This window comes from Sinomonas susongensis, from assembly GCF_005877005.1.
GTDB classification, from domain to species: domain Bacteria; phylum Actinomycetota; class Actinomycetes; order Actinomycetales; family Micrococcaceae; genus Sinomonas; species Sinomonas susongensis.
In genome coordinates this window covers 1-19,680 of record NZ_SSNH01000015.1, presented here as the reverse complement: position 1 = coordinate 19,680, position 19,680 = coordinate 1, and the positions used below count along the sequence as shown (strand labels likewise).

Sequence of the window (19,680 nt, the reverse complement as noted above, 5' to 3'; positions counted from 1 at the left end):
CGCGTTCGCTGAGGGCTGTTGCTCGCCGCGGGGCGGATTCCTACCGGCAGCCGCAGCCGGCAAGGGCCGAGGCGGCGGCGTCGACGGCTGAGACGTTGGCCGTGCTGCCGGGGGTGAGCCCGTTTCCTACGAACGAGAACACGAGCAGTCGCCCGTCGGCGTCGACGACGTACCCGGTGAGGCCTATGACGGTGTTGAGGGTCCCCGTCTTGGCCCGCACGAAGCCGGCCCCCGGCGAGTTGTCCGGGTAGCGCTTGGCCAGCGTTCCCGTCAGACCTGCGACGGGGAGGCCGTCGAGGGCGCTCCGGAGCCGCGCGTCGTCGCCCGTCGTCATGGCGCGCATGAGCGCGGCAAGGTCGGCGGGCGAGATCCGGTCCGAGATGGCAAGGCCGGACGCGTCGTCGAGCTGGAGCCCCGCCGTCGTCCCCAGGATGCGCTGGGCGGTGGCCTCCAGGACGGCGCGGGCGCCGGCGATGCTTGCCTCCTTGCCGCTTGCCGCGGCCGCGAGACGAGCGAGCGTCTCGGCCGCGTAGTTGTCCGACTCACGGAGCGTGTAGGCGAGCTGGTCCGCGATCGGCGATGAGGCGACGCTCGCAAGCTGCTGCGCCCCCTGCCCCGCGGAACCGAGGGCGACGCCGTCGGCCACGTTCGCTCCCGGACCGAGCGCGGCGGCGAGCGCGTCCCGGAAGGCATTCCCCGCGGCCATGGCCGGGTCGGAGGGCCGAGGGGCCGTGTCGCCGGGCTGGGCGCCGGCAACGTTGAGCGCGATCGGCGCGATGGGAGCGATCTCGCCCGCGTCGACGTCGCCCGTGGCCCACGCGGGATTGAGCGGGGCCCCCGTGAAGAGCGACGTGTCGAGCTGTACCGAGACCTGCCCGTGGACCGGACCGAGCGCGGCTGCCGTTTCGCGCGCGAGCGTGGCCAGGCCTGCGTGGCCCACGACCTGCCCGGGCTGCGAGTCGCCCGCGCCGAGGAAGACGTCGCCGCCCGCCACGAGCACGACGCTGCCGGGCGTGCTCCCCCGCATGACCCGTGTCTGGAGGACGGCGTCCGGGCCGAGGGTCGTGAGCACGGCCGCGGCGGTGAGGAGCTTGAGGTTCGACGCGGGGGCCACCGGCTGGTTGCCCGCCCGGCTGTAGAGGCTCTGCCCGGTCACCCCATCGACCACCTCCCCCGAAAAGCTCCCGCCGTCCGCGACGAGCAGGCCGTCGAGCTGCTTCGCGACCGAGGCGGGGACGGGCTCGGGCGCGGTGGTCGCGAGCGGCGTCGCCCCTGCGAGCGGCGCGTCGGACGACGGCGGGAGCAGCCACGGCGGCACGCTCGCCGAGGGCGTCGGGGGGGCGAGGAGCGAGGCCGGGAAGACCGGGGCGATGACCGGTCCGAGGACCGCCCCGACGAGTGCCGAGACCACGAGGACGAGGAAGGAGACGAGGCCCCATGTCACGGCTCGATGGGCGCGCTCGGGCGACGAAATCATGCGTTGTGGTCCTGGGGTCGGGCTTTACGGCGGGCTGCGCGGTTCTCTGCGCAGTGGGAGGGCGCGCCCCCAGTGCAGATATCCTCAATACTAGTTGCCGCCCAAGACACTGATTGCCGCACCGGCACGACCTCAAGGAGCACTATGAAGCACGACGTCACCATCGAGATCCCCCGCGGGTCCCGCGTCAAGTACGAGGTGGACCACGAGACCGGCCGAGTCCGCCTGGACCGCGTCCTGTTCACCTCGATGCAGTACCCGACGCACTACGGCTACTTCGAGAACACCCTCGGCGAGGACGGCGACCCGCTCGACGCCCTCGTCTTCTACCCCGACGTCGACCTCTTCCCGGGCATCGTCCTCGAGGCGCGCCCGATCGCCGTCTTCAACATGGAGGACGAGTCCGGCGGAGACGCCAAGCTCGTGTGCGTCCCCGCGGACAAGCGGTTCGACCACATCCAGGAGGCCTCCGACCTCGACGAGTGGCTTGTGAAGGAGATCGAGCACTTCTTCAGCCGCTACAAGGACCTCGAGCCGGGCAAGTGGGTCAAGCCCGCCGGCTGGGCGGACCGCGCTGCCGCCGAGGCCGAACTCGAGGCCTCCATCAAGCGGTTCGGCGAAGGACACTAGCAACCCAGAATCACCCGGGACGGGACCCCGCAGCCGCAGGGTCCCGTCCTTCGTGTTGCGGCTCCGGCCTCCCGTGCCGGTAACCCCTCCCCCGCTAGGCTCGACCCCATGTACACGGTCACGATCAACCAGCGCGACCGCGCACCGGGCGACCGGGTTCCCCAGCTTCTCCGGGCGTTGGCCCGGCTCACGCCCGACGTGCCGCTCGCCCGGACCGTCGGCGACGAAGTCCAGGGCGTCTTCTCCGCTCCAGAGCCCGCAGTCGACGCCGCCCTGACCGCCATGCACGCCGACGCATGCGGTGGGGTCCGCTGGAACGTCGGCATCGGCGTCGGCCCCCTCGGGGAACCGCTGCCGAAGGAAATGCAGGACGTCACGGGCCTAGGGCTCGTCTACTCCCGCCGCGCCGTCGAGCGCGCCCAGCACATCAAGGACGAGGGTGCCGTCGCCGTCGACGGTCCGGACCGCGTGCTCGCCGCCGAGGCGGGGGCCGTCCTCCGGCTGCTCGCGCTCACCGTGGCGCGCCGCACGACGGCGGAATGGCGGGTCCTCGAGCTCCTCACGCCTGGGGTGCGGGGACAGCAGAAGGCGATTGCGGAGGCGCTCGGGATCACGGCGCAGGCGGTCTCGAAGGCGATCGCACGAGCGCATTGGAACGAGGAGTTCGATGCGCGGCCGGCCGTCGCGCACCTCCTGCGGCTCATGCTCGAGCCGCACTGAGAGTCTCGCAGCGAGCTGTTGGGCGCGAGCTGTTGGGCGGCGAGCCGCCGGGAGCGGACGGGTCAGATGCGCGCGGGGTCAGACGAGCGAGCGCAGGACGGAGACCAGCCCGTTCTGCTCCACCGTAGACGTGACCTCGTTGGCCGCGGCCTTGACCTCTTCGGGGGCCTGCCCCATCGCGACCCCGCGACCCGCCCACTGGAGCATCTCGATGTCGTTGCGCCCGTCGCCGACGGCCACGGTGTCGGCGGCGTCAATCCCCACCCGGCGGCGGACGAGCTCAAGGCCGCTCGCCTTCGTGACGCCTTGGGCGGCGATGTCGAGCCACGGCGTCCAGCCGACCGAGTAGGTGACCCCGTGGAGGCCGATCACCTCGACGGCGTCGCCGAACTCCTCCGCGGTCGCGTCTGTCGAGAACACCACGAGGCGGACGGCAGTGAGCTCGAGCAGCTCCTCGAAGGAGACGCCCCTGGCCTCGACGCCGAAGCTCGGGTCCTGGAACCGCTCCGTCGAGAAGAAGTTCCCCTCGGCGTCCTCGATCGCGTACTTGGCGCCGGGCAGGCGATGCCGCAGCGCGAGGAGCGCGGCCGATGGGTCGAAGAGGCGCCGGTCGATGACCGTGTAGCCACCGTTCGCCCCGGCGTCGATGCGGGTCACGACGCCGCCGTTCGAGGAGACGGCGTAGCCGTGCTCGATGCCGAGCAGCTCGACGATCGGGAGGGTCGCGCCCAGCGACCGGCCGGTTGCCACGACCAACTCGTGTCCGGCCGCGACGAGAGCCTGGCCGGCCTCCCGGACCTCGGGGCTCATGTGGCCGTCGTGGTCCACGAGGGTTCCGTCGACGTCGAGCGCGACGAGCTTTGGAAGTGCTGGAATCGGCTGGTCGTCGATGCCAGCCCTGATCGTTGTAGTCATGGGTCTAGTGAACCACTCCCCCCGGACAACCTCCGAGCAGTTTCGGAAGGCGGCGAGCCGGGATTGCCCCCGGTTTCGGACACTGCCCCGGGCCGTAGCGGGGTGCGAAGTCCAAAACCCGGGGCAGGATCAGGCCGCCCTGAGGACCCCCGCCCGGTGGAGGATTGCGCCCGAAACGCTGGGGGTGCATGAGGTCGTCCCAGCCCCATCTGACAACGCGTTCCCCCAAGGCCCTGATCTCGTCCTCGCGTCGCTTCTCCGCCACGAGCACCTCGGCCGGGGCCTGCCCGCTGAATTCCTTCGACCGCGTGTACTTCATCACTCCGTCGAATTCGCCCACGAGCCGGAGTCTCGGCCAGTAGAAGTCCACGCGCGCGATGCGTCGGCCATCCCGATCCAGCCAGACTTGGAGACGGGGAAGCTCGAAGCCGAGCTCCCGCATGAGGGCACGGCTGTACGACTCGCCCACCGACTCGGCGCCCTCGTCCGCGAAACTGACGACGGCGACCATGCGACGTCGTGCGGCGCCCGAGGGGAGACCCGACGCCAGCGCCAGCAGTGCGTCGCGCGACCTTGTGACCGAATGCAGGCCGCGGCCAGCGAGCACCGCGTCCGACAGGACCACGGCGTCGGCGAACGGAAGCCGGTGCAGCGTGTCGGGGAACGCAACGTCGAAGGGCTCGAGGAGCAGGCTGAGCCCGAGGTTCGGTATCCGCAGGGGAACAGACGAGGAAGTCAGTTCGAAGTGGCGGGCATCAGGGAACCCCGAGGGCAGCCTGCGCGCCCCCGAACTCGTTCCCGGAGTCGTCGCCGAGTGGGCGGCAAGGACTGCTGCCCGGTCGCCGTAGAGGGCGACGGGCGCCGCCGAACCGACCGCCGATCGCCGCGTCGTCCGGTAGTGCACATGGGAAGGAACTCGGGCGAACCCGAGGCCCCACGCTATGAGGGCAGTCTCCCGGCAGAGAACTGGCGCAGGCCCGCATACGGCGAGGGACGCCGTCGTCAAGGCGTAGCGGCTCAGCGCCGTCCCGTTCAGCCAGTCCGCGGTTGGGAGGTACACCCCACGGCGCAGCCTGACGAGGTCGCCGGCGGCGTAGGCCCGGCTCAGAGACCGGGGATCGCGCCCGGTTCGGGCTGCAGCTGCCGAACTGTGGAAGCGGACTGAGGGGAATTGCATCCCTCCAGCCAAACGCACGGGCCCGGCAGGAGACAGCGCGATCGGCTGCCATGTGGACAACTTCCGCGATTGCCCCGCGTTTCGGACACTGCCCCGGGCCGAAGCGGGGGGCGAAGTCCAAAACCGGGGCAGAACCGGGGGCGGGGCTCAGCGGACCGGGAGGACCTCGAGGCCGCCGAGGTAGGGGCGGAGCGCCGCTGGCACCGTGACGGAGCCGTCCGGGTTCTGGTGGTGCTCGAGGATCGCGACGAGCCAGCGGGTCGTGGCGAGGGTGCCGTTGAGCGTCGCGACGCTGCGCGTGCCCTTCGGGGCGCCGTCGCCGTCGAAGGTCCGTTCCCGGATGTTGAGGCGGCACGCCTGGAAACCCGTGCAGTTCGACGTGGACGTCAGCTCTCGGTAGCGACCCTGGGTCGGAACCCAGGCCTCGCAGTCGAACTTGCGCGCGGCGCTCATTCCGAGGTCACCCGCCGCCGTGTCGATGACCCGGTAGGGCAGCTCGACCTTCGCGAGCATCTCCTCCTCCCACGCAAGGAGACGGGCGTGCTCGGCCTCAGCCTCCTCGAGTGGGACGTACGAGAACATCTCGACCTTGTTGAACTGGTGGACCCGGATGATGCCGCGCGTGTCCTTGCCGTGCGACCCCGCCTCGCGGCGATAGCACGAGGACCAGCCCGCGTAGCGGATCGGACCGTCCGAGAGGTCGAGGATCTCGTCCCCGTGATAGCCGGCCAGCGCAACCTCGGAAGTGCCCACGAGGTAGAGGTCGTCTTCGGCGAGCCTGTAGATCTCGGCGTCGTGCTTGACGTCGAACCCCGTGCCCTGCATCGTCTCGGGGCGGACGAGCGTCGGCGTGATCATCGGGATGAAGCCAGCGGAAACCGCCTGGTCCAACGCCATCTGGAGCAGCGCGAGCTCGAGCCGTGCGCCCACGCCCTTGAGGAAGTAGAAGCGAGCCCCGGAGACCTTGGCGCCGCGCTCCATGTCGATCGCATCGAGCAGCTCGCCGATCTCGAGGTGGTCGCGGGGCTCGAAGCCCTCGGCGGCGAAGTCGCGGGGCGTCCCCACGGTCTTGACGACGACGAAGTCGTCCTCCCCACCTGACGGCACGCCGTCGACGACGAGGTTCGGGAACACCCTGAGCAGTTCGTCCTGCTCGGCCTGCGCGGCATCGGCGTCAGCGGAGGCCGACTTCACCTTGGCCGCGAGCTCCTTGACCTCCGCGAGCAGGGTCTGCTTCTCCTCGCCCTTGGCCGCCGCGACCTTCCGGCCGAAGGAGTTCTGCTCGGCGCGCAGCGTCTCGTACTGGGTTAGGGCAGCCCGCCGACGGGAATCAGCAGCAAGGAGCCGGTCCACGAGGGACTCGTCCGCGCCACGGGCACGCTGGCTGGACCGGAACTTCTCGGGGTTCTCGCTGAGCTCTCGAACGTCGATCACGCCCCCTAGCCTAACGGGAGGCGCCCGTACGTCCCGTCGACGCGGGATAGAGTGAGGAAACCATGCGCAATTGGATCATCGCGGGAGCCGTCACGACGGCTGGGGCCGTCGCGGTCACCAGCTGGTGGGGTGTGCGGCGGCTGCGTGAGCAGCACAGCCGTAGCGCCGTGGGGGAGCCCGCCCAGGCGCCGCCGCCCGGCCCCCAGCAGGTCGCCGTCATCCTCAACCCTACGAAGGCCCGGGCCGCTGAGGCCGAGATGCTCATCGAGGCCGCGTGCCGCGGTGCGGGCTGGCCGAAGCCCCTCGTCTTCGAGACGACGGCCGAGGACCCAGGTCACTCCATGACCCGCAAGGCGCTCGCGGCGGGGGCGGACGTCGTCATCCCCTGCGGAGGCGATGGGACAGTCAGGGTCGTCGCCGAAGCCCTCGCCGGCACGGATGTCCCGCTCGGTCTCGTACCGCTCGGGACGGGAAACCTCCTCGCGCGCAACCTGGATCTGGACATCACCCGGATCTCGCAGTGCGTCCACACGGCGCTCTTCGGCAGACAGCGGCGGATCGACACGGCAACGATGTCCCTCGAGGACCGCACCACCGGGAAGAAGTCGACGCACACGTTCCTCGTCATCGCAGGCGTGGGCTTGGACGCCGAGATCCTGAGCGATACCAACGAGGACCTCAAGCGGGCCGTCGGCTGGATCGCGTACACCGAGGCGGGAATCCGGCACATGCCGGGACGGAGACGCAAACGCGTCGAAATCTCGCTCAACGACAGCGACTTCCAGACGCGCCGCGTCCGAAGCGTGCTCTTCGCGAACTGCAGCAAGCTGCCGGGCGGGGTCGACTTCATCCCCGAGGCCTACATCGACGACGGCGTCCTCGACATCGTCGTCATGAGTCCCCGCAGCCTCATTGGCTGGGTGGCGATGTACATCAAGATCCTGTTCCAGCACAACGGGCCGCTCCCCGTCATGTCCTTCTACGGGGCGCAGAAGGTGCGCCTGCGCAGCGCGGAGCCGGTCGAGACGCAGGCTGACGGAGATCCCACCGGCCCCGCAACCGACATCGAGGTCGAGGTGCATCCGCTCTCGCTCCTCGTGCGCGTAGCGAGTTAGGCGCCAGAGCGAGAAGGCTGCCAGGGAGCTGCAGGCGAGGACCCGGCGGGCCTCAGAGGACGGTCGGCTGCTGGCCGTTCTCGGCCACGAGGGGACGTCCGGCTTCGAGCCAAGCGTCCATGCCTCCGACGACATTCATCGCCGAATAGCCCTGGGCAACGAGCCAGCTCGTGACCCTCGCAGAGCGTCCGCCCGTGCGGCAGACGACCAGCAGGTCCTCATCGGGGTCGAGTTCATGGAGCCGCGAAGGCAGCTGGTCCATGGGGATGTGCACGGCTCCTTCGGCGTGCCCGGCCTCCCACTCGTAGTCCTCACGGACGTCGAGCAGCGTGCCGGCGGGCAGGGCGTCGATGCGCACGGATTCGAAGTCGGCCATTGATTCCTCCAGTGGACTGCGAACGTATGGACCCGGAACGGAGAGCGGATTCCCTCCAGCCTATAGTGGTTAGGCCCCAGCGGACGCCCGGAGGGAGACGGCATGGACGACGGCGTGGCCAGCCTCTCGGCGCGTGGCCTCCGTGACGCGCTGCGCAGCGGTGAACTCTCGGCGAGGGACGCCGTCGCGCACTTCCTCGAGGCGATCAGCTCCCAGAACCCGCACCTCGGGGCCTTCGTGACGGTGACCGCCGAATCCGCGCTGGCCGAGGCCGCGACGGCCGACGAGGCCCACGCGGCGGCCCGCCGCGCGGGCAACCTCGAAACCCTGCCGCCGCTCCACGGCGTCCCGACAGCGTTCAAGGACCTCGTCGACGTCAAAGGTGTGCCGACGACCCACGGAAGCGCAACCGTCGAGGCCCGGGCCGCCCAGCACGACGGCCCGGTCGTGGCCCTCCTCAGGAGGGCGGGGGCTATCTCCCTCGGCAAGACGCAGGTGCCCGAATTCGGGCTCACCGCCTATTCCGAGAACCGCATCGCTCCGCCGTCCCGCAATCCGCACGGGCACGCCCTCAGCTCGGGTGGGTCCTCGGGAGGCTCGGCCGCGGCGGTCGCGGCCGGGATGCTCCCGTTCGCGCCCGGGAGCGACGGGGGCGGATCGATCCGGATCCCCGCCGCAGCCTGCGGGATAGTCGGGCTCAAGCCGGGCCGTGGGCTCGTAGCCCTGCCGCAGGGTACGGGCGATGCCGCGCGGCTCGTGGTATCCGGGCCGCTCGCCCGCACCGCGGAGGACGCCGCGGTGCTGCTCGATGCGCTCGTCGGCCCGCCGAACCGGAGCGGCGGGCACCCAGGCGAGGCCGAGGCGCACGGCCGGCACGCGGCGTCGTACGCGGACGCCGTGGTGCGCGACCCGGGGCGACTCCGCATCGGCGTGACCCTCGCAAGCCCTTGGGACCAGAGGTACCGCATCCAGCCAGAGCCCGAGGTGCTGGCGGCACTCGACGTCGCGGCCGCCAGGCTCGAGGCTCAGGGGCATCATGTCGGCGAGGCCGACGTCCGCTACGACAACCGCTACCCCGACGCCTTCACGGCCGCGTGGACAGCCGGAGTCGGGTTGCTGCGTCTCGCCTCTCACAGCGAGCCCCTCCTCACCCCGATCACGCGGGCCTTCCGGCGCCGCGCACAGCAGCGGACCCCGGCCAAGCTCGCCGAATCGCTCCACTTCCTCCGGCGCTTCGAGCGGGACACGATTGCCCAGTACTCCCGGTGGGACGTCATGCTCATGCCCGCCCTGGCGCAGACTCCGCGCCCCGTCGGGTGGTTCTCGGGGCCCGAGTGGCAGACGACGGCGGACGACGACTACGCGAGGCAGTGCGAGTTCGCGCCCTGGTCATCGATGGTCAACGTCTGCGGGCTTCCCGCGGTGAGCGTGCCGGTCGCGTGGACCGACCTCGGCCTGCCCTTGGCCGTGCAGATCATCGGGCCGACGGGCTCGGAGGCGCGGCTCCTCCAGCTCGCCCGGATCCTCGAGGCGCCGCAACCGCACAGGGCGGCACAGGCATCAGAAATTCGCGCCTGAGTAGCCCGAGTGGTACTGGCTGATCGAGGCGATGCCGATCACGATGAACGCGATCACGACCACCGTGATGAGCAGGCAGAAATAGCCGGTCGCGAGCCCGGCGATTGCCAAGCCCCGCCCCGCCGGCTCACGCGAAAGGGCGAGGTGGCCGAGCACGATCGCCGCGAGCTGCGGGAGGAGCAGAAAGCCGAAGCCGAGGAGCGACGCGATGCCGCACACCATCGAGACGATGCTGAGTGTGCGCGGCTCGGGCTGGGCGTAGGCGTACGGCTGCGGACACTGCTGGTAGCCGTACGACGGCGGGTACTGCTGTCCGTAGGGCGGCGGGGTGGGCTGGCTCTGGGAGCCCTGCCCGTACGGGCTGCTGCTGTAAGGGCCCTGCCCGTAGGAGCCCTGCCCGTAGGGGCTCTGGCTGTAGGGGCTGCTGCCCTGGGGCTGGCTGTAGGGGTTCTGGCCGTAGGGGTTCTGGCCGTAGGGGTTCTGGCCAGACGCGTTCTGCCCAGACGGATTCTGGCTGTGCGCGCCGGCCGCGCCGTACGGGGAGGCGGAGCCGCCGGGAACCGTGGGCGCCTGGGGAACCGGTGGGATGGGGCTCGTCGCGTGCCGATGCTCGCGGGAGATCGGCTCGGTTGGGCGCTCGTCGGCGGACGGCCGCGACGGCTCGGACTGATCGGGGCCCTCATTGGTCTCGGACACGTCTCCCCCTCGGTGTAGAAGAGCTTCCGCCCCGCGGGAAGGAATCCGGCGGGATGCTGGCACCAGCCTACTCGCGACGGCTGGACAGGCCACGAAAGGCCGGACCGATGGTTTCCCAGCGGGGATTCCCACCGGAAATCTTTACCCGGACGGCACCCAGCCTCCGTGTTCTCTGCAAAGCTATGAGCATGGCTAACCGAGCAGGCACCGTTGCCCTTCCCAGTGACCTCGTCGATATCACGGCACTCCTCGATGCCTATTACGACATTTCCCCGGACCTCAGCGACCCGGGCCAGCGAGTCGCCTTCGGCACGTCGGGCCATCGGGGCTCGAGCCTGAGGGCCTCCTTCAACGAGAAGCACATCGCCGCGATTACCCAGGCCATCGTGGAGTACAGGGCCGGGCAGGGGATCCGCGGCCCGCTCTTCCTCGCGAAGGACACCCACGGCCTGAGCGAACCCGCGACGAACACTGCCCTCGAAGTGCTCGCGGCGAACGGTGTGACGGTCTTGGTCGACGCTCGGCACGGCTACACCCCGACGCCCTCGCTCAGCCACGCCATCCTGAAGTACAACGCAGGCCGCGCCGAGGACGATCCTGCTCGGGCGGACGGCATCGTCGTGACGCCGAGCCACAACCCGCCCGCGGACGGCGGCTTCAAGTACAACCCGCCGCACGGCGGCCCCGCCGATACCGACGCGACCAGCTGGATCGCAAACAGGGCCAACGCACTCCTCGAGGCGAACCTCGAGGGCGTCAGGCGGGTCCAGCTCCAGGAGGCGCTCTCTGCCGACACGACCGGCCAGTACGACTTCCTCTCGAGCTACGTCGACGATCTTCCCCTCGTGCTCGACATCGCGGCCATCCGCGACGCCGGGGTGCGGATCGGAGCAGACCCGATGGGCGGCGCCTCCGTGGACTACTGGGGGGAGATCGGCGAGCGCCACCACCTCAACCTTACGGTCGTGAACCCGACCGTGGACCCGCAGTGGGCCTTCATGACCCTCGACTGGGACGAGAAGATCCGGATGGACTGCTCCTCCCCCTCGGCAATGGCCGGACTCATCTCGAAGGTCAACTCGGGAGACATGAAGTTCGACATCGCCACGGGCAACGACGCCGACGCCGACCGGCACGGCATCGTCACGCCGGATGCAGGTCTCATGAACCCGAACCACTACCTCTCCGTCGCGATCGACTACCTCTACCGCAACCGGTCCGGCTGGCGCCCCGATTCGGTCGTCGGCAAGACGCTCGTGAGCTCTACCATGATCGACCGGGTCGCGGAGGGTCTCGGCCGGAAGCTCGTCGAGGTGCCCGTGGGGTTCAAGTGGTTCGTGCCGGGCCTGCTGAGCGGGGAGGGTGCGTTCGGCGGCGAGGAGAGCGCGGGCGCAAGCTTCGTGAAGCTCGACGGCGGCGTCTGGACGACGGACAAGGACGGGATCCTCCTATGCCTCCTCGCCTCCGAGATCCAGGCCGTGACGGGGCAGAGCCCTTCCCAGCGCTACGCCGACCTCGCCGCGAAGTACGGATCGCCGTCGTACGCGCGGATCGACGCCGCAGCGAACCGGGAGCAGAAGGCGAAGCTCGGGAAGCTCTCGGCGGACGACGTCACGGCGACCGAGCTCGCGGGGGAAGCCATCACCGCGAAGCTGACCGAGGCGCCCGGCAACGGGGCGAAGATCGGCGGCCTCAAGGTGACCACGGAGAACGCCTGGTTCGCCGCCCGCCCGTCAGGGACCGAAGACGTCTACAAGATCTACGCAGAGTCCTTCAAGGGTGAGGAGCACCTCAAGCAGGTGCAGGCCGAGGCGAAGGCGCTCGTCGACTCAGTCATCGCCTAGGGACAGCCCACCTTGTGACCAAGGCACCGGGGCGAGGTGACCGGCCTCATATACTTAGCCAGAGTAATGAACTATGCTAAGTATCGATGATGACCCCACCAGCAACCTCAGATTTGGAAACCCTCCCGGGCCTCGGCGAGCTCGCCGTCGAACTGCGCGTCGCCGTCATGCGCACGTCCCGTGTGCTCCGCACGCAGGCGGGAAGCGACGTCGTCACTCCGGGTCAGACCACCGTGCTCGGCCTCCTTGCCAAGCGCGGCCCGCAGACCATGCGGCAGCTCGCCGACGCCGAGCGCGTCCAGGCGCCCAGCATGACGCGCACCGTCAATGCGCTGTCGGCGCAGAACCTGGTCGAGCGGAAGGAGAGCCCCACGGACGGCCGTCAGGTCGTCGTCTCCCTCACGCCCGAGGGCGCCGCCGTCCTCGAAGAGTCGCGGCGGCTGCGATCCGAGTGGCTCGCGAGCCGGCTCGAGGGGCTACCCGAGCAGGACAGGGCCGTCATGCACCGTGCCGCAGAGCTCCTCGTGGAGATGTGCGCCCGATGAACAAGACCTTCAGCGCCCTCCGCCACCCGAACTACCGCCTCTGGGCTGCTGGCGCCCTCGTGTCCAACGTGGGCACGTGGATGCAGCGCGTGGCCCAGGACTGGCTCGTCCTCACCCAGCTCACCCAGCACGACGGCGCAGCCGTCGGTGTCACGACTGGGCTCCAGTTCCTGCCCATCCTCGTGCTCGGCCCCTACGCCGGCGTCGTCGGCGACAGGCTCGACAAGCGCAAGCTCCTCATCGGCACGCAGTGCGCCATGGGCGCGCTCGCTCTCCTGCAGGCCGCGCTCGTGCTCTCCGGGACCGCGCAGCTGTGGCAGATCTACGCGATCGCGCTGCTCCTCGGCGTCGCGAGCGCCTTCGACGCCCCGGCGCGGCAGGCCTTCGTCTCCGAGCTCGTGGGCCGGCAGGACCTGCCCAATGCCGTCGCGCTCAACAGCGCGTCGTTCAACCTCGCCCGCCTCGCCGGGCCGGGCGTCGCGGGTGTCCTGATCGGCGTCATCGGCACCGGATGGGTGTTCTTCCTCAACGCGGTCTCCTTCGCGGCCGTCATCGCCTCCCTCATGAAGCTCCGGGTGGACCTCCTGGAGCGGTCCGCACCCGTGCCCCGTGGGAAGCATCAGATCATCGAGGGCATCCGCTATGTCCGCAGCCAGCCGAGGACGGTGCTCATCCTCGCCATGGCGGGCATCGTCGGCATGTTCACCCTCAACTTCCAGGTGACGAACGCGCTGATGGCGGCGAACGTCTTCCGCACCGGTCCCGATGCCTACGGTCTCCTCGGCTCCGTCATGGCCGTCGGAACGCTTCTCGGTGCTCTGCTCTCGGCCCGGCGCCGGAGCGCGCGGATGAGCCTGCTCGTCGCCGCGGCGATCCTGCTCGGTGTTGCGACCATCGTCGCCGCCGCCATGCCGAGCTACCTGTGGTTTGCGATCCTGCTCATCCCGGTCGGGCTCTGTTCGATCACGTTCCTCAATCTGTGCAACACGATCGTCCAGCTCAGCACGGACGCCCGGTACCGCGGGCGAGTACTCGCGCTGTACATGGCGGTGATCCAGGGCGGAACCCCGATCGGCGCACCGATCATCGGCTGGATCGCCAATTCCGCCGGCGCGCGCTGGTCGATCGTCATCGGGGGGTTCGCCGCGCTCGTAGCGGGCGTCCTCGGCGTCGTCGCCCTCACGCGCTGGGGCGAGGGAACGCTGCGCGACCAGCTGCGGGCCGTCTGGACGGCGAGGCACGACGAGGAGCTGGCCCGGAAGACGAATGACGGCGCGGGGTCGGCCGCAGCGGCCGCCGAGCGGCCCACCGTGCTCAACACCCCCGTCACGGCGCCGGTCCCCGAGCCTGGGAAGAGTGGCACGGTCGACACCGGCGACTCCGCGGCGGCCGCGCGGGAGCCGCTCAAGAACTGACCTAAAGCACTGATCCCCCGCTGCCGAGGTGGCAACGGGGGATCAGCCTGCGTGACGCGGGGGTCAGACCCGAAGGTCAGAGGACCCGTCAGAGGACCTCGACGACGTCCTCGTACGCGAACTTCGGCTTTGCGGGGCCGAAGGCGTCCGCACCCGGGAGGCCGATGTTCACCACGAGGAAGCTCTTGCGGCCACCCTCGGGGAAGAACTCGGCATCGATCGCCTCGAAGTCGGCACCCGTCATCGGGCCGGCGGCGAAGCCGAGGGCGCGGACGGCGAGGATGAAGTAGCCCGCCTGGAGGTGCGCGTTGTCACGGCCCGTGCCGTAGCGCAGGGACTCGTCGGCGTCGTACATGGCCTTGACGCGGAGTGCCGCCGGGAGGAACTCCTCCCACTTCTCATGCCACTCGGTGTCGAACGCGAGGACCGCGACGAGCGGGGCGTTGCGCGTCTTCTCCTGGTTGCCCGGCATCATGCGGGCCACGAGCCGCTCGCGGGCCTCGGCCGAGCGCACGTACGTGACGCGGAGAGGCTGGTTGTTGAAGGCGGTCGGGCCGAACTTGGTCAGCTCGTAGATGGCCTGTGCCTGCTCCTCGGTCACCTCTCCGGTGAACGAGTTGGCCGTGCGCGCCTCGACGAACAGGGCGTCGACGGCGGCGGCATCCAGTGCGGCTTCCTGGTGGGCGATGCTCAAGGGGTCTCCTTCTCCACATTCACGACGGCGGCCGAGCGGCCGTCCTCTCAAGGGGTCAAACCCGCCGTCGTCCGTTAGGCTTCCGACATCCGTGGTGAGGTTCGACACACGGAGAGCGTCCCTCCCGGCCCGGACGTCGCAGCCCACGGGTAAGATTTCTCCGGCATCCCCACATCCCCCGCATCGGAAGGGCCCTGCATGAGCCTGCTCGGAACCAGATGGAAGCTTCACGGAGACGGTCGTTCCGTCCGTCCCGGCGAGGTCGTCGCACCGCACGAGCGGCTCGCATGGCCCCTCACGATCGGGATCGGCCTCCAGCACGTGGTGGCGATGTTCGGGGCGACGTTCCTGGTCCCGATCCTCACGCACATGCCGCCGGCCACGACGCTCTTCTTCTCCGGCATCGGGACACTGCTGTTCCTCGTCATCACGAGGGGACGCGTGCCGAGCTACCTCGGCTCGTCGTTCGCGTTCATCGCCCCGATCCTCGCCTCCCAGCAGCAGTTCGGCGTCGCGGGCGCGCTCGGCGGGGTGGTCGCCGCGGGGATCGTCCTCGCGCTCGTCGGCGGCGTCGTCCAGGCGTTCGGCGCGCACTGGATCAACGTCGTCATGCCGCCCGTCGTGACGGGGTCGATCGTCGCGCTCATCGGCCTCAACCTCGCGCCCTCGGCCAAGCAGAACTTCGTGGCGGCCCCCCTCACGGCCTTCGTGACGCTTCTCGCCATCATCCTCGCGAGCGTCCTCTTCCGGGGGATCCTCGGACGTCTCAGCATCCTCATCGGCGTCCTCGTGGGGTACGTCGTGGCGGTCGCGCGGGGCGAGATCAACTTCTCCAACGTCGACTCCGCGGCTTGGATCGGCCTCCCGCACTTCCAGACGCCCACCTTCCACCTCGGAGTCCTGGGCCTGTTCGTGCCCGTAGTGCTCGTGCTGGTGGCCGAGAACGTCGGGCACGTCAAGAGCGTCTCCGCGATGACCGGCCAGAACCTCGACGGCGTCGCGGGGCGCGCGCTCATCGCCGACGGGTTCGCGACCGTCCTTGCGGGTCTGGGCGGCGGCTCCGGCACCACAACGTACGCCGAGAACATCGGGGTCATGGCGGCGACAAAGGTGTATTCGACCGCGGCCTACTGGGTCGCGGGCCTCTGCGCGCTCGTGCTGAGCTTCTCGCCGAAGTTCGGCGCGCTCATCGCGACCGTCCCGCCGGGCGTGCTCGGGGGTGCGGCGACGATGCTCTACGGCATGATCGGCGTCCTCGGCGTCAAGATCTGGGTCCAGGGCAGGGTCAACTTCTCGAACCAGATCAACATCACGACGGCGGCGGTGGCGCTCATCGTCGGCGTCGCCGACTACACGTGGAACGTGGGCCAGCTGAGCTTCGCCGGAATCGCGCTCGGTTCGGCTGCCGCGCTGCTGATCTACCACGGCATGACGGGGCTCGCGCGCTGGCGCGGCACGGTGCGGGAGCCCGAGACCGAGCGGGTCTAGCCGGCCGCCCTCAGCTCGCCCGTTCGCGGCAGGCCCCGGCGTAGAATGCCGCCCACCGATGCAAGAGCGAACGTGAGCAGGAGGGGTCCGATGACGCAGCAGTCCATACTCCGGCGGAAGCCGATCGGCGAGATCGAGGAAGAGCGCGGCGTCGGCCAGCTCTCCAAATCACTCGGGCTGTGGCAGCTCACGGCTATCGGCGTCGGCGGCATTATCGGCGCCGGGATCTTCTCCCTCGCGGGCGCCGTCGCCCACGCGACAGCGGGCCCCGCCGTCCTCATCTCCTTCCTTGTGGCAGGTGTGGCGAGCGCCGCGGCGGCGCTCTCCTATGCAGAGTTCGCAGGCATGATCCCGAAGGCCGGCTCTGCGTACACCTACGGCTACGCGGCGCTCGGCGAGATCGTCGGCTGGTTCATCGGCTGGGACCTCCTCCTCGAGTACACGGCCATCGTCGCCGTCGTCGCCATCGGCATCTCGGGCTACTTCGGCTTCCTCCTCGGGCAGTTCGGCGTCAACCTCCCAGCCTGGATGCTCGGAGCGTCCGGCACCGGGCCGGGCCACGTCGTGGATCTCTTCGCGATCATCCTGTGCCTCCTCACCGCGTGGATCCTCACGCGGGGAATCCGCAGCACGGGGCGCTTCGAGCTCGTGATCGTCGCGCTCAAGGTGGTGCTCGTCGTCGCGATCGTGGTGCTCGGCGTGTTCCACATCAACAGTGCGAACTACCACCCCTACTTCCCGTTCGGCTTCGGGGGCGTCATGACGGGGGCCGCGACGGTGTTCTTCGCCGTGTTCGGCTACGACGCAATGAGCACGGCCGCTGAGGAGTCGCGCGATGCGACGAGGCACATGCCGAAGGCCATCATCTACTCGCTCGCGATCGCGATGGCCCTCTACGTGCTCGCAACCCTCGTGCTGACGGGGATGCAGAAGTACACCGAGATCGACCCCAAGTCCGGCTTCTCGAGCGCCTTCTCAGCCGTCGGGCTGCCGGCCGTCGCGGACGTGATCGCCGTGGGCGCGATCATCTCGATCCTCACCGTGATGCTCACGTTCATGCTCGGCGTCACGCGGGTCTGGTTCTCGATGAGCCGCGACGGGCTCCTGCCGAAGTGGTTCGCGAAGACGCACCCGGAACGGCACGTCCCCACGCGGGTGACGTGGATCGTCGGCATCGGATCCGCCGTCCTCGCGGGCGTCCTGCCCATCAACACCGTTGCCGAGCTGACCAACATCGGCATCCTGTCCGCGTTCGTCGTGGTCTGCGTGGCGGTCATCGTGCTCCGGTACCGGAGCCCGGAGATCCCCCGCACGTTCCGGACGCCGTGGATGCCGGTGGTGCCCGCCGTCGGTGTGCTCTTCTCCCTCTGGCTCATCATTTCGCTGCCGTGGGAGACCTGGGTGCGCTTCGCCGTCTGGCTCGTGATCGGGCTCGCGATCTACTTCGGCTACTCGCGTCGGCACTCTCTGCTGAACCCGGAAAGCCCGCGGCACGAGACGACGACGGCCAGCGGCACGCCCGACTGACGACCTGCCTGCGGGCAGGCGGCCCTCCCTGAACAGCCCGGGGTCAGGCGCCGGCCAGGAGCTCCGCGACCGCGCGCCGGACATAGGCGGCGCCCTCGGCAATAGCCTCCGCCGGGCTCGGGGCGAGGTCGACGAGGGCGCCCGCGACCTCGATCCCGTGCGCGGCCAGCTCCTCCGGCGCCACGAGGATGCGCCCCGCGACGGCGACGACGGGGACTCCGCGTTCCCGGGCGCGGTCCGCAAGCGCGATAGGCGCCTTGCCCGTGAGCGACTGCCCGTCGAGGGAGCCCTCACCGGTGATGACGAGGTCGGCCGCGTCCAGCTGGGCATCAAGGCCGACGAGGTCGGCCACGAGCTCGAACCCGCTCTCGAGCTCAGCATCGGTGTAAGCGAGGAAGGCCGCGGGGAAGCCGCCGGCGGCGCCGGACCCGGGGACGTCGACGTCGCGTCCCCCGGCCTCGGCGAGGACCCGCGCCCACGTCCGGAGGCCTGCGTCGAGCGCCTCGGCGGCCTCCGCGTCGGCTCCCTTCTGTGGCCCGAAGACGTACGCCGCGCCGTCCGGCCCGGTCAGGGGGTTGCGGACGTCGACGGCGATCCGGAACCGCGTGCGCGCGAGCCGGGGGTCGAGGGCCGAGGCGTCGACGGCGACGACTTCCGCGAGCGCGGCGCCCCCGAGCGGAACGACGTTGCCGGCGGCATCGAGGGGCGTGAGCCCGAGCGCTCGGAGGGCGCCAGAGCCCCCGTCGGTCATGGCCGAACCCCCGAGGCCGAGGATGATCTCAGTTGCGCCGGCGTCGAGCGCGGCGGCGATGAGCTGGCCTGCGCCGTACGAATGGGCGCGCCGGGCCGTTTCGGGAGTGGGCTCGCTGCCGAGGGCGGCAAGGCCCGAGGACTGTGCGGTCTCGATGACGGCGGTCGTGCCCTTGAGCGCCCACGAGGCGCCCACGGGCCGCAGGATCGGTCCGACGACGGCGTTGTTCCGCTCCTCGAAGCCCGCGGCGACGGCCGCCTCGAGGGTTCCCTCGCCGCCGTCGGCGATCGGAACCCGGCTGATCTGCGCGTCCGGGTAGACGCTCATGGCGCCCTCGGCCATAGCGTCGGCGGCCTCGGCGGCGGTGAGGGAGCCCTTGAACTTGTCCGGGGCGATCAGGATGCGCATTCCACCATCCTGCCAGCCCGGGCCAGCGACACGGGGTGTCTTGGCCGGCTCGTGGTGATTGAATCGTCTGCGTGGAGACCAACCGGGTCGAGGCCTTCAGCGACGGCGTCATGGCCATCGCGCTCACCATCATGGTGCTCGAACTCAAGACGCCTGACACCCCTGACCTGCGCGGCGTACTGCAGATCCTCCCGACGTTCCTCACGTACGTGCTGAGCTTCGTCTACATCGGCATCTACTGGAACAACCACCACCACCTCATGCACCTGAGCGAGCGGGTCGACGGTGGTGCGCTCTGGGCCAACCTCAACCTGCTGTTCTGGCTTTCGATCGTTCCGTTCACGACCCGGTGGATGGACGAGAGCAGCCTCAGCCCCCTCCCCGTGCTCGTCTACGGGATCAACCTCCTGCTCGCGGCGATCGCCTACACGATCCTGCAGACGAGGCTCATCAGGATCCAGGGCGCGGACAGCCGGCTCGCGCGTGCGATCCAGAACGACGCGAAGGGCAAGTGGTCTCTGGCCCTCTATGCGATCGGGTGCCTGGGAGCCTACCTCTCGGTGTGGATCAGCGCGGCAGCGTACGTCGCGGTCGCGGCCGTCTGGATCGTGCCGGACCGGCGGATCGAGCGGGCCGTGGCTGGTGACGAGTAGGCGCGCACGCGTCGGTGCTGCCGGATCGGCGCCGCGTCCAGCCCGTTTCTACGACTGTGCCTCGGCGCGCCGTGAACGACGCGCCGAGGCACAGTGGCGTCAGCGAAGATAGGCGGATTCAAGGCATGTTGGCAACGGCCTGTTCGATGTCTTCGAGGAAGACTTCTCGTGGTGTTTTGAAGCCTAGTGTCTTGCGTGGCCGGTTGTTCATCTCGAAGGCGATGGCCTCGAGGTAGG

The 19,680-nt window shown here is 69.8% G+C and carries 18 protein-coding genes and 1 pseudogene; 10 read left to right on the top strand and 9 right to left on the bottom strand.

All coding sequences use genetic code 11. The features are described 5' to 3' along the window. Positions 1–40: 40 nt before the first annotated feature. Positions 41–1,477: a D-alanyl-D-alanine carboxypeptidase/D-alanyl-D-alanine endopeptidase gene (gene dacB, locus E6A21_RS16075; RefSeq protein WP_138445176.1), complete on the bottom strand. Its 1,437-nt coding sequence runs from the start codon at positions 1,475–1,477 to the stop codon at positions 41–43. Between the two features lie 144 nt (positions 1,478–1,621). Here dacB and E6A21_RS16070 point away from each other — a divergent pair, with 144 nt between their 5' ends. Both E6A21_RS16070 and E6A21_RS16065 read left to right on the top strand, forming a co-directional pair. Continuing rightward, on the top strand, positions 1,622–2,107 hold the full coding sequence (locus tag E6A21_RS16070; RefSeq protein ID WP_138445175.1) for an inorganic diphosphatase: 486 nt from the start codon (positions 1,622–1,624) through the stop codon (positions 2,105–2,107). 108 nt (positions 2,108–2,215) lie between these two features. Beyond that, positions 2,216–2,827 carry a MarR family transcriptional regulator gene (locus E6A21_RS16065; protein ID WP_138445174.1) on the top strand — a complete coding sequence of 204 codons (612 nt, stop codon included), beginning with the start codon at positions 2,216–2,218 and terminating at the stop codon, positions 2,825–2,827. A 78-nt stretch (positions 2,828–2,905) separates the two neighbouring features. Here E6A21_RS16065 and E6A21_RS16060 read toward each other — a convergent pair whose 3' ends face one another. The 3 genes from E6A21_RS16060 to serS all read right to left on the bottom strand — a co-directional run bounded on the left by E6A21_RS16060 (position 2,906) and on the right by serS (position 6,353). Then, positions 2,906–3,742, bottom strand: a complete 837-nt coding sequence (locus E6A21_RS16060; RefSeq protein WP_138445173.1) for an HAD family hydrolase — start codon at positions 3,740–3,742, stop codon at positions 2,906–2,908. Between the two features lie 4 nt (positions 3,743–3,746). Further along, on the bottom strand, positions 3,747–4,919 hold the full coding sequence (locus E6A21_RS16055; RefSeq protein ID WP_138445172.1) for a type IV toxin-antitoxin system AbiEi family antitoxin domain-containing protein: 1,173 nt from the start codon (positions 4,917–4,919) through the stop codon (positions 3,747–3,749). Positions 4,920–5,066: 147 nt separating this feature from the next. After that, positions 5,067–6,353, bottom strand: a complete 1,287-nt coding sequence (serS, locus tag E6A21_RS16050) for a serine--tRNA ligase (RefSeq protein ID WP_138445171.1) — start codon at positions 6,351–6,353, stop codon at positions 5,067–5,069. 62 nt (positions 6,354–6,415) lie between these two features. Between serS and E6A21_RS16045 the strand changes: the two genes are divergently transcribed. Next, entirely contained in the window at positions 6,416–7,468 is a 1,053-nt protein-coding gene (locus E6A21_RS16045; protein WP_138445170.1) for a diacylglycerol/lipid kinase family protein, read from the top strand. A gap of 52 nt (positions 7,469–7,520) precedes the next feature. Here E6A21_RS16045 and E6A21_RS16040 read toward each other — a convergent pair whose 3' ends face one another. Continuing rightward, entirely contained in the window at positions 7,521–7,844 is a 324-nt protein-coding gene (locus E6A21_RS16040; protein ID WP_138445169.1) for a rhodanese-like domain-containing protein, read from the bottom strand. A 102-nt stretch (positions 7,845–7,946) separates the two neighbouring features. Between E6A21_RS16040 and E6A21_RS16035 the strand changes: the two genes are divergently transcribed. After that, a complete protein-coding gene (locus tag E6A21_RS16035; protein ID WP_138445168.1) occupies positions 7,947–9,422 on the top strand; it encodes an amidase in 1,476 nt (491 codons plus the stop codon). Here the strand turns inward: E6A21_RS16035 and E6A21_RS16030 are convergent. Continuing rightward, positions 9,405–10,118 (bottom strand): DUF4190 domain-containing protein, encoded by a 714-nt coding sequence (locus tag E6A21_RS16030; RefSeq protein ID WP_246036577.1) that lies wholly within the window; start codon positions 10,116–10,118, stop codon positions 9,405–9,407. The two genes, E6A21_RS16035 and E6A21_RS16030, sit on opposite strands and share 18 nt — an antisense overlap. Positions 10,119–10,306: 188 nt before the next feature. Between E6A21_RS16030 and pgm the strand changes: the two genes are divergently transcribed. From pgm to E6A21_RS16015, 3 genes are all read left to right on the top strand, one after another. Further along, positions 10,307–11,962 (top strand): phosphoglucomutase (alpha-D-glucose-1,6-bisphosphate-dependent), encoded by a 1,656-nt coding sequence (gene pgm / locus E6A21_RS16025; RefSeq protein ID WP_138445167.1) that lies wholly within the window; start codon positions 10,307–10,309, stop codon positions 11,960–11,962. 89 nt (positions 11,963–12,051) lie between these two features. After that, a complete protein-coding gene (locus E6A21_RS16020) occupies positions 12,052–12,507 on the top strand; it encodes a MarR family winged helix-turn-helix transcriptional regulator (protein WP_138445220.1) in 456 nt (151 codons plus the stop codon). Next, positions 12,504–13,922, top strand: a complete 1,419-nt coding sequence (locus E6A21_RS16015) for an MFS transporter (RefSeq protein WP_138445166.1) — start codon at positions 12,504–12,506, stop codon at positions 13,920–13,922. Before E6A21_RS16020 ends, E6A21_RS16015 begins: the two co-directional genes overlap by 4 nt. A gap of 88 nt (positions 13,923–14,010) precedes the next feature. Here the strand turns inward: E6A21_RS16015 and E6A21_RS16010 are convergent, their stop codons facing one another. Continuing rightward, the gene (locus tag E6A21_RS16010; protein WP_138445165.1) at positions 14,011–14,616 is read right to left on the bottom strand and encodes a malonic semialdehyde reductase; all 606 of its coding nucleotides are present in this window, start codon (positions 14,614–14,616) and stop codon (positions 14,011–14,013) included. Between the two features lie 198 nt (positions 14,617–14,814). On the opposite strand from E6A21_RS16010, the gene E6A21_RS16005 reads away from it, so the two are divergent. Both E6A21_RS16005 and E6A21_RS16000 read left to right on the top strand, forming a co-directional pair. Beyond that, on the top strand, positions 14,815–16,104 hold the full coding sequence (locus E6A21_RS16005; protein WP_138445164.1) for a uracil-xanthine permease family protein: 1,290 nt from the start codon (positions 14,815–14,817) through the stop codon (positions 16,102–16,104). Between the two features lie 90 nt (positions 16,105–16,194). Continuing rightward, positions 16,195–17,631, top strand: a complete 1,437-nt coding sequence (locus E6A21_RS16000; protein ID WP_138445163.1) for an amino acid permease — start codon at positions 16,195–16,197, stop codon at positions 17,629–17,631. A gap of 43 nt (positions 17,632–17,674) precedes the next feature. On the opposite strand, the gene E6A21_RS15995 is transcribed toward E6A21_RS16000, so the two are convergent. Further along, positions 17,675–18,790, bottom strand: coding sequence for a glycerate kinase (locus tag E6A21_RS15995; protein WP_138445162.1), 1,116 nt, complete (start codon positions 18,788–18,790; stop codon positions 17,675–17,677). A gap of 71 nt (positions 18,791–18,861) precedes the next feature. Between E6A21_RS15995 and E6A21_RS15990 the strand changes: the two genes are divergently transcribed. Further along, entirely contained in the window at positions 18,862–19,443 is a 582-nt protein-coding gene (locus tag E6A21_RS15990) for a TMEM175 family protein (RefSeq protein ID WP_138445161.1), read from the top strand. A gap of 118 nt (positions 19,444–19,561) precedes the next feature. Here the strand turns inward: E6A21_RS15990 and E6A21_RS18240 are convergent. After that, positions 19,562–19,680, bottom strand: a pseudogene (locus E6A21_RS18240) (IS30 family transposase); the annotation flags it as partial.

Coding starts and splice junctions, on each gene's coding strand:
- E6A21_RS16045 (WP_138445170.1), top strand. CDS start 6,416: ATGCGCAATTGGATCATCGCGGGAGCCGTCACGACGGCTGGGGCCGTC.
- pgm (WP_138445167.1), top strand. CDS start 10,307: ATGGCTAACCGAGCAGGCACCGTTGCCCTTCCCAGTGACCTCGTCGAT.
- E6A21_RS16070 (WP_138445175.1), top strand. CDS start 1,622: ATGAAGCACGACGTCACCATCGAGATCCCCCGCGGGTCCCGCGTCAAG.
- E6A21_RS16065 (WP_138445174.1), top strand. CDS start 2,216: ATGTACACGGTCACGATCAACCAGCGCGACCGCGCACCGGGCGACCGG.
- E6A21_RS15995 (WP_138445162.1), bottom strand. CDS start 18,790: ATGCGCATCCTGATCGCCCCGGACAAGTTCAAGGGCTCCCTCACCGCC.
- E6A21_RS16000 (WP_138445163.1), top strand. CDS start 16,195: ATGACGCAGCAGTCCATACTCCGGCGGAAGCCGATCGGCGAGATCGAG.
- E6A21_RS16015 (WP_138445166.1), top strand. CDS start 12,504: ATGAACAAGACCTTCAGCGCCCTCCGCCACCCGAACTACCGCCTCTGG.
- dacB (WP_138445176.1), bottom strand. CDS start 1,477: ATGATTTCGTCGCCCGAGCGCGCCCATCGAGCCGTGACATGGGGCCTC.
- E6A21_RS16020 (WP_138445220.1), top strand. CDS start 12,052: ATGACCCCACCAGCAACCTCAGATTTGGAAACCCTCCCGGGCCTCGGC.
- E6A21_RS16040 (WP_138445169.1), bottom strand. CDS start 7,844: ATGGCCGACTTCGAATCCGTGCGCATCGACGCCCTGCCCGCCGGCACG.
- E6A21_RS16055 (WP_138445172.1), bottom strand. CDS start 4,919: ATGCAATTCCCCTCAGTCCGCTTCCACAGTTCGGCAGCTGCAGCCCGA.
- E6A21_RS16005 (WP_138445164.1), top strand. CDS start 14,815: ATGAGCCTGCTCGGAACCAGATGGAAGCTTCACGGAGACGGTCGTTCC.
- E6A21_RS16035 (WP_138445168.1), top strand. CDS start 7,947: ATGGACGACGGCGTGGCCAGCCTCTCGGCGCGTGGCCTCCGTGACGCG.
- E6A21_RS16060 (WP_138445173.1), bottom strand. CDS start 3,742: ATGACTACAACGATCAGGGCTGGCATCGACGACCAGCCGATTCCAGCA.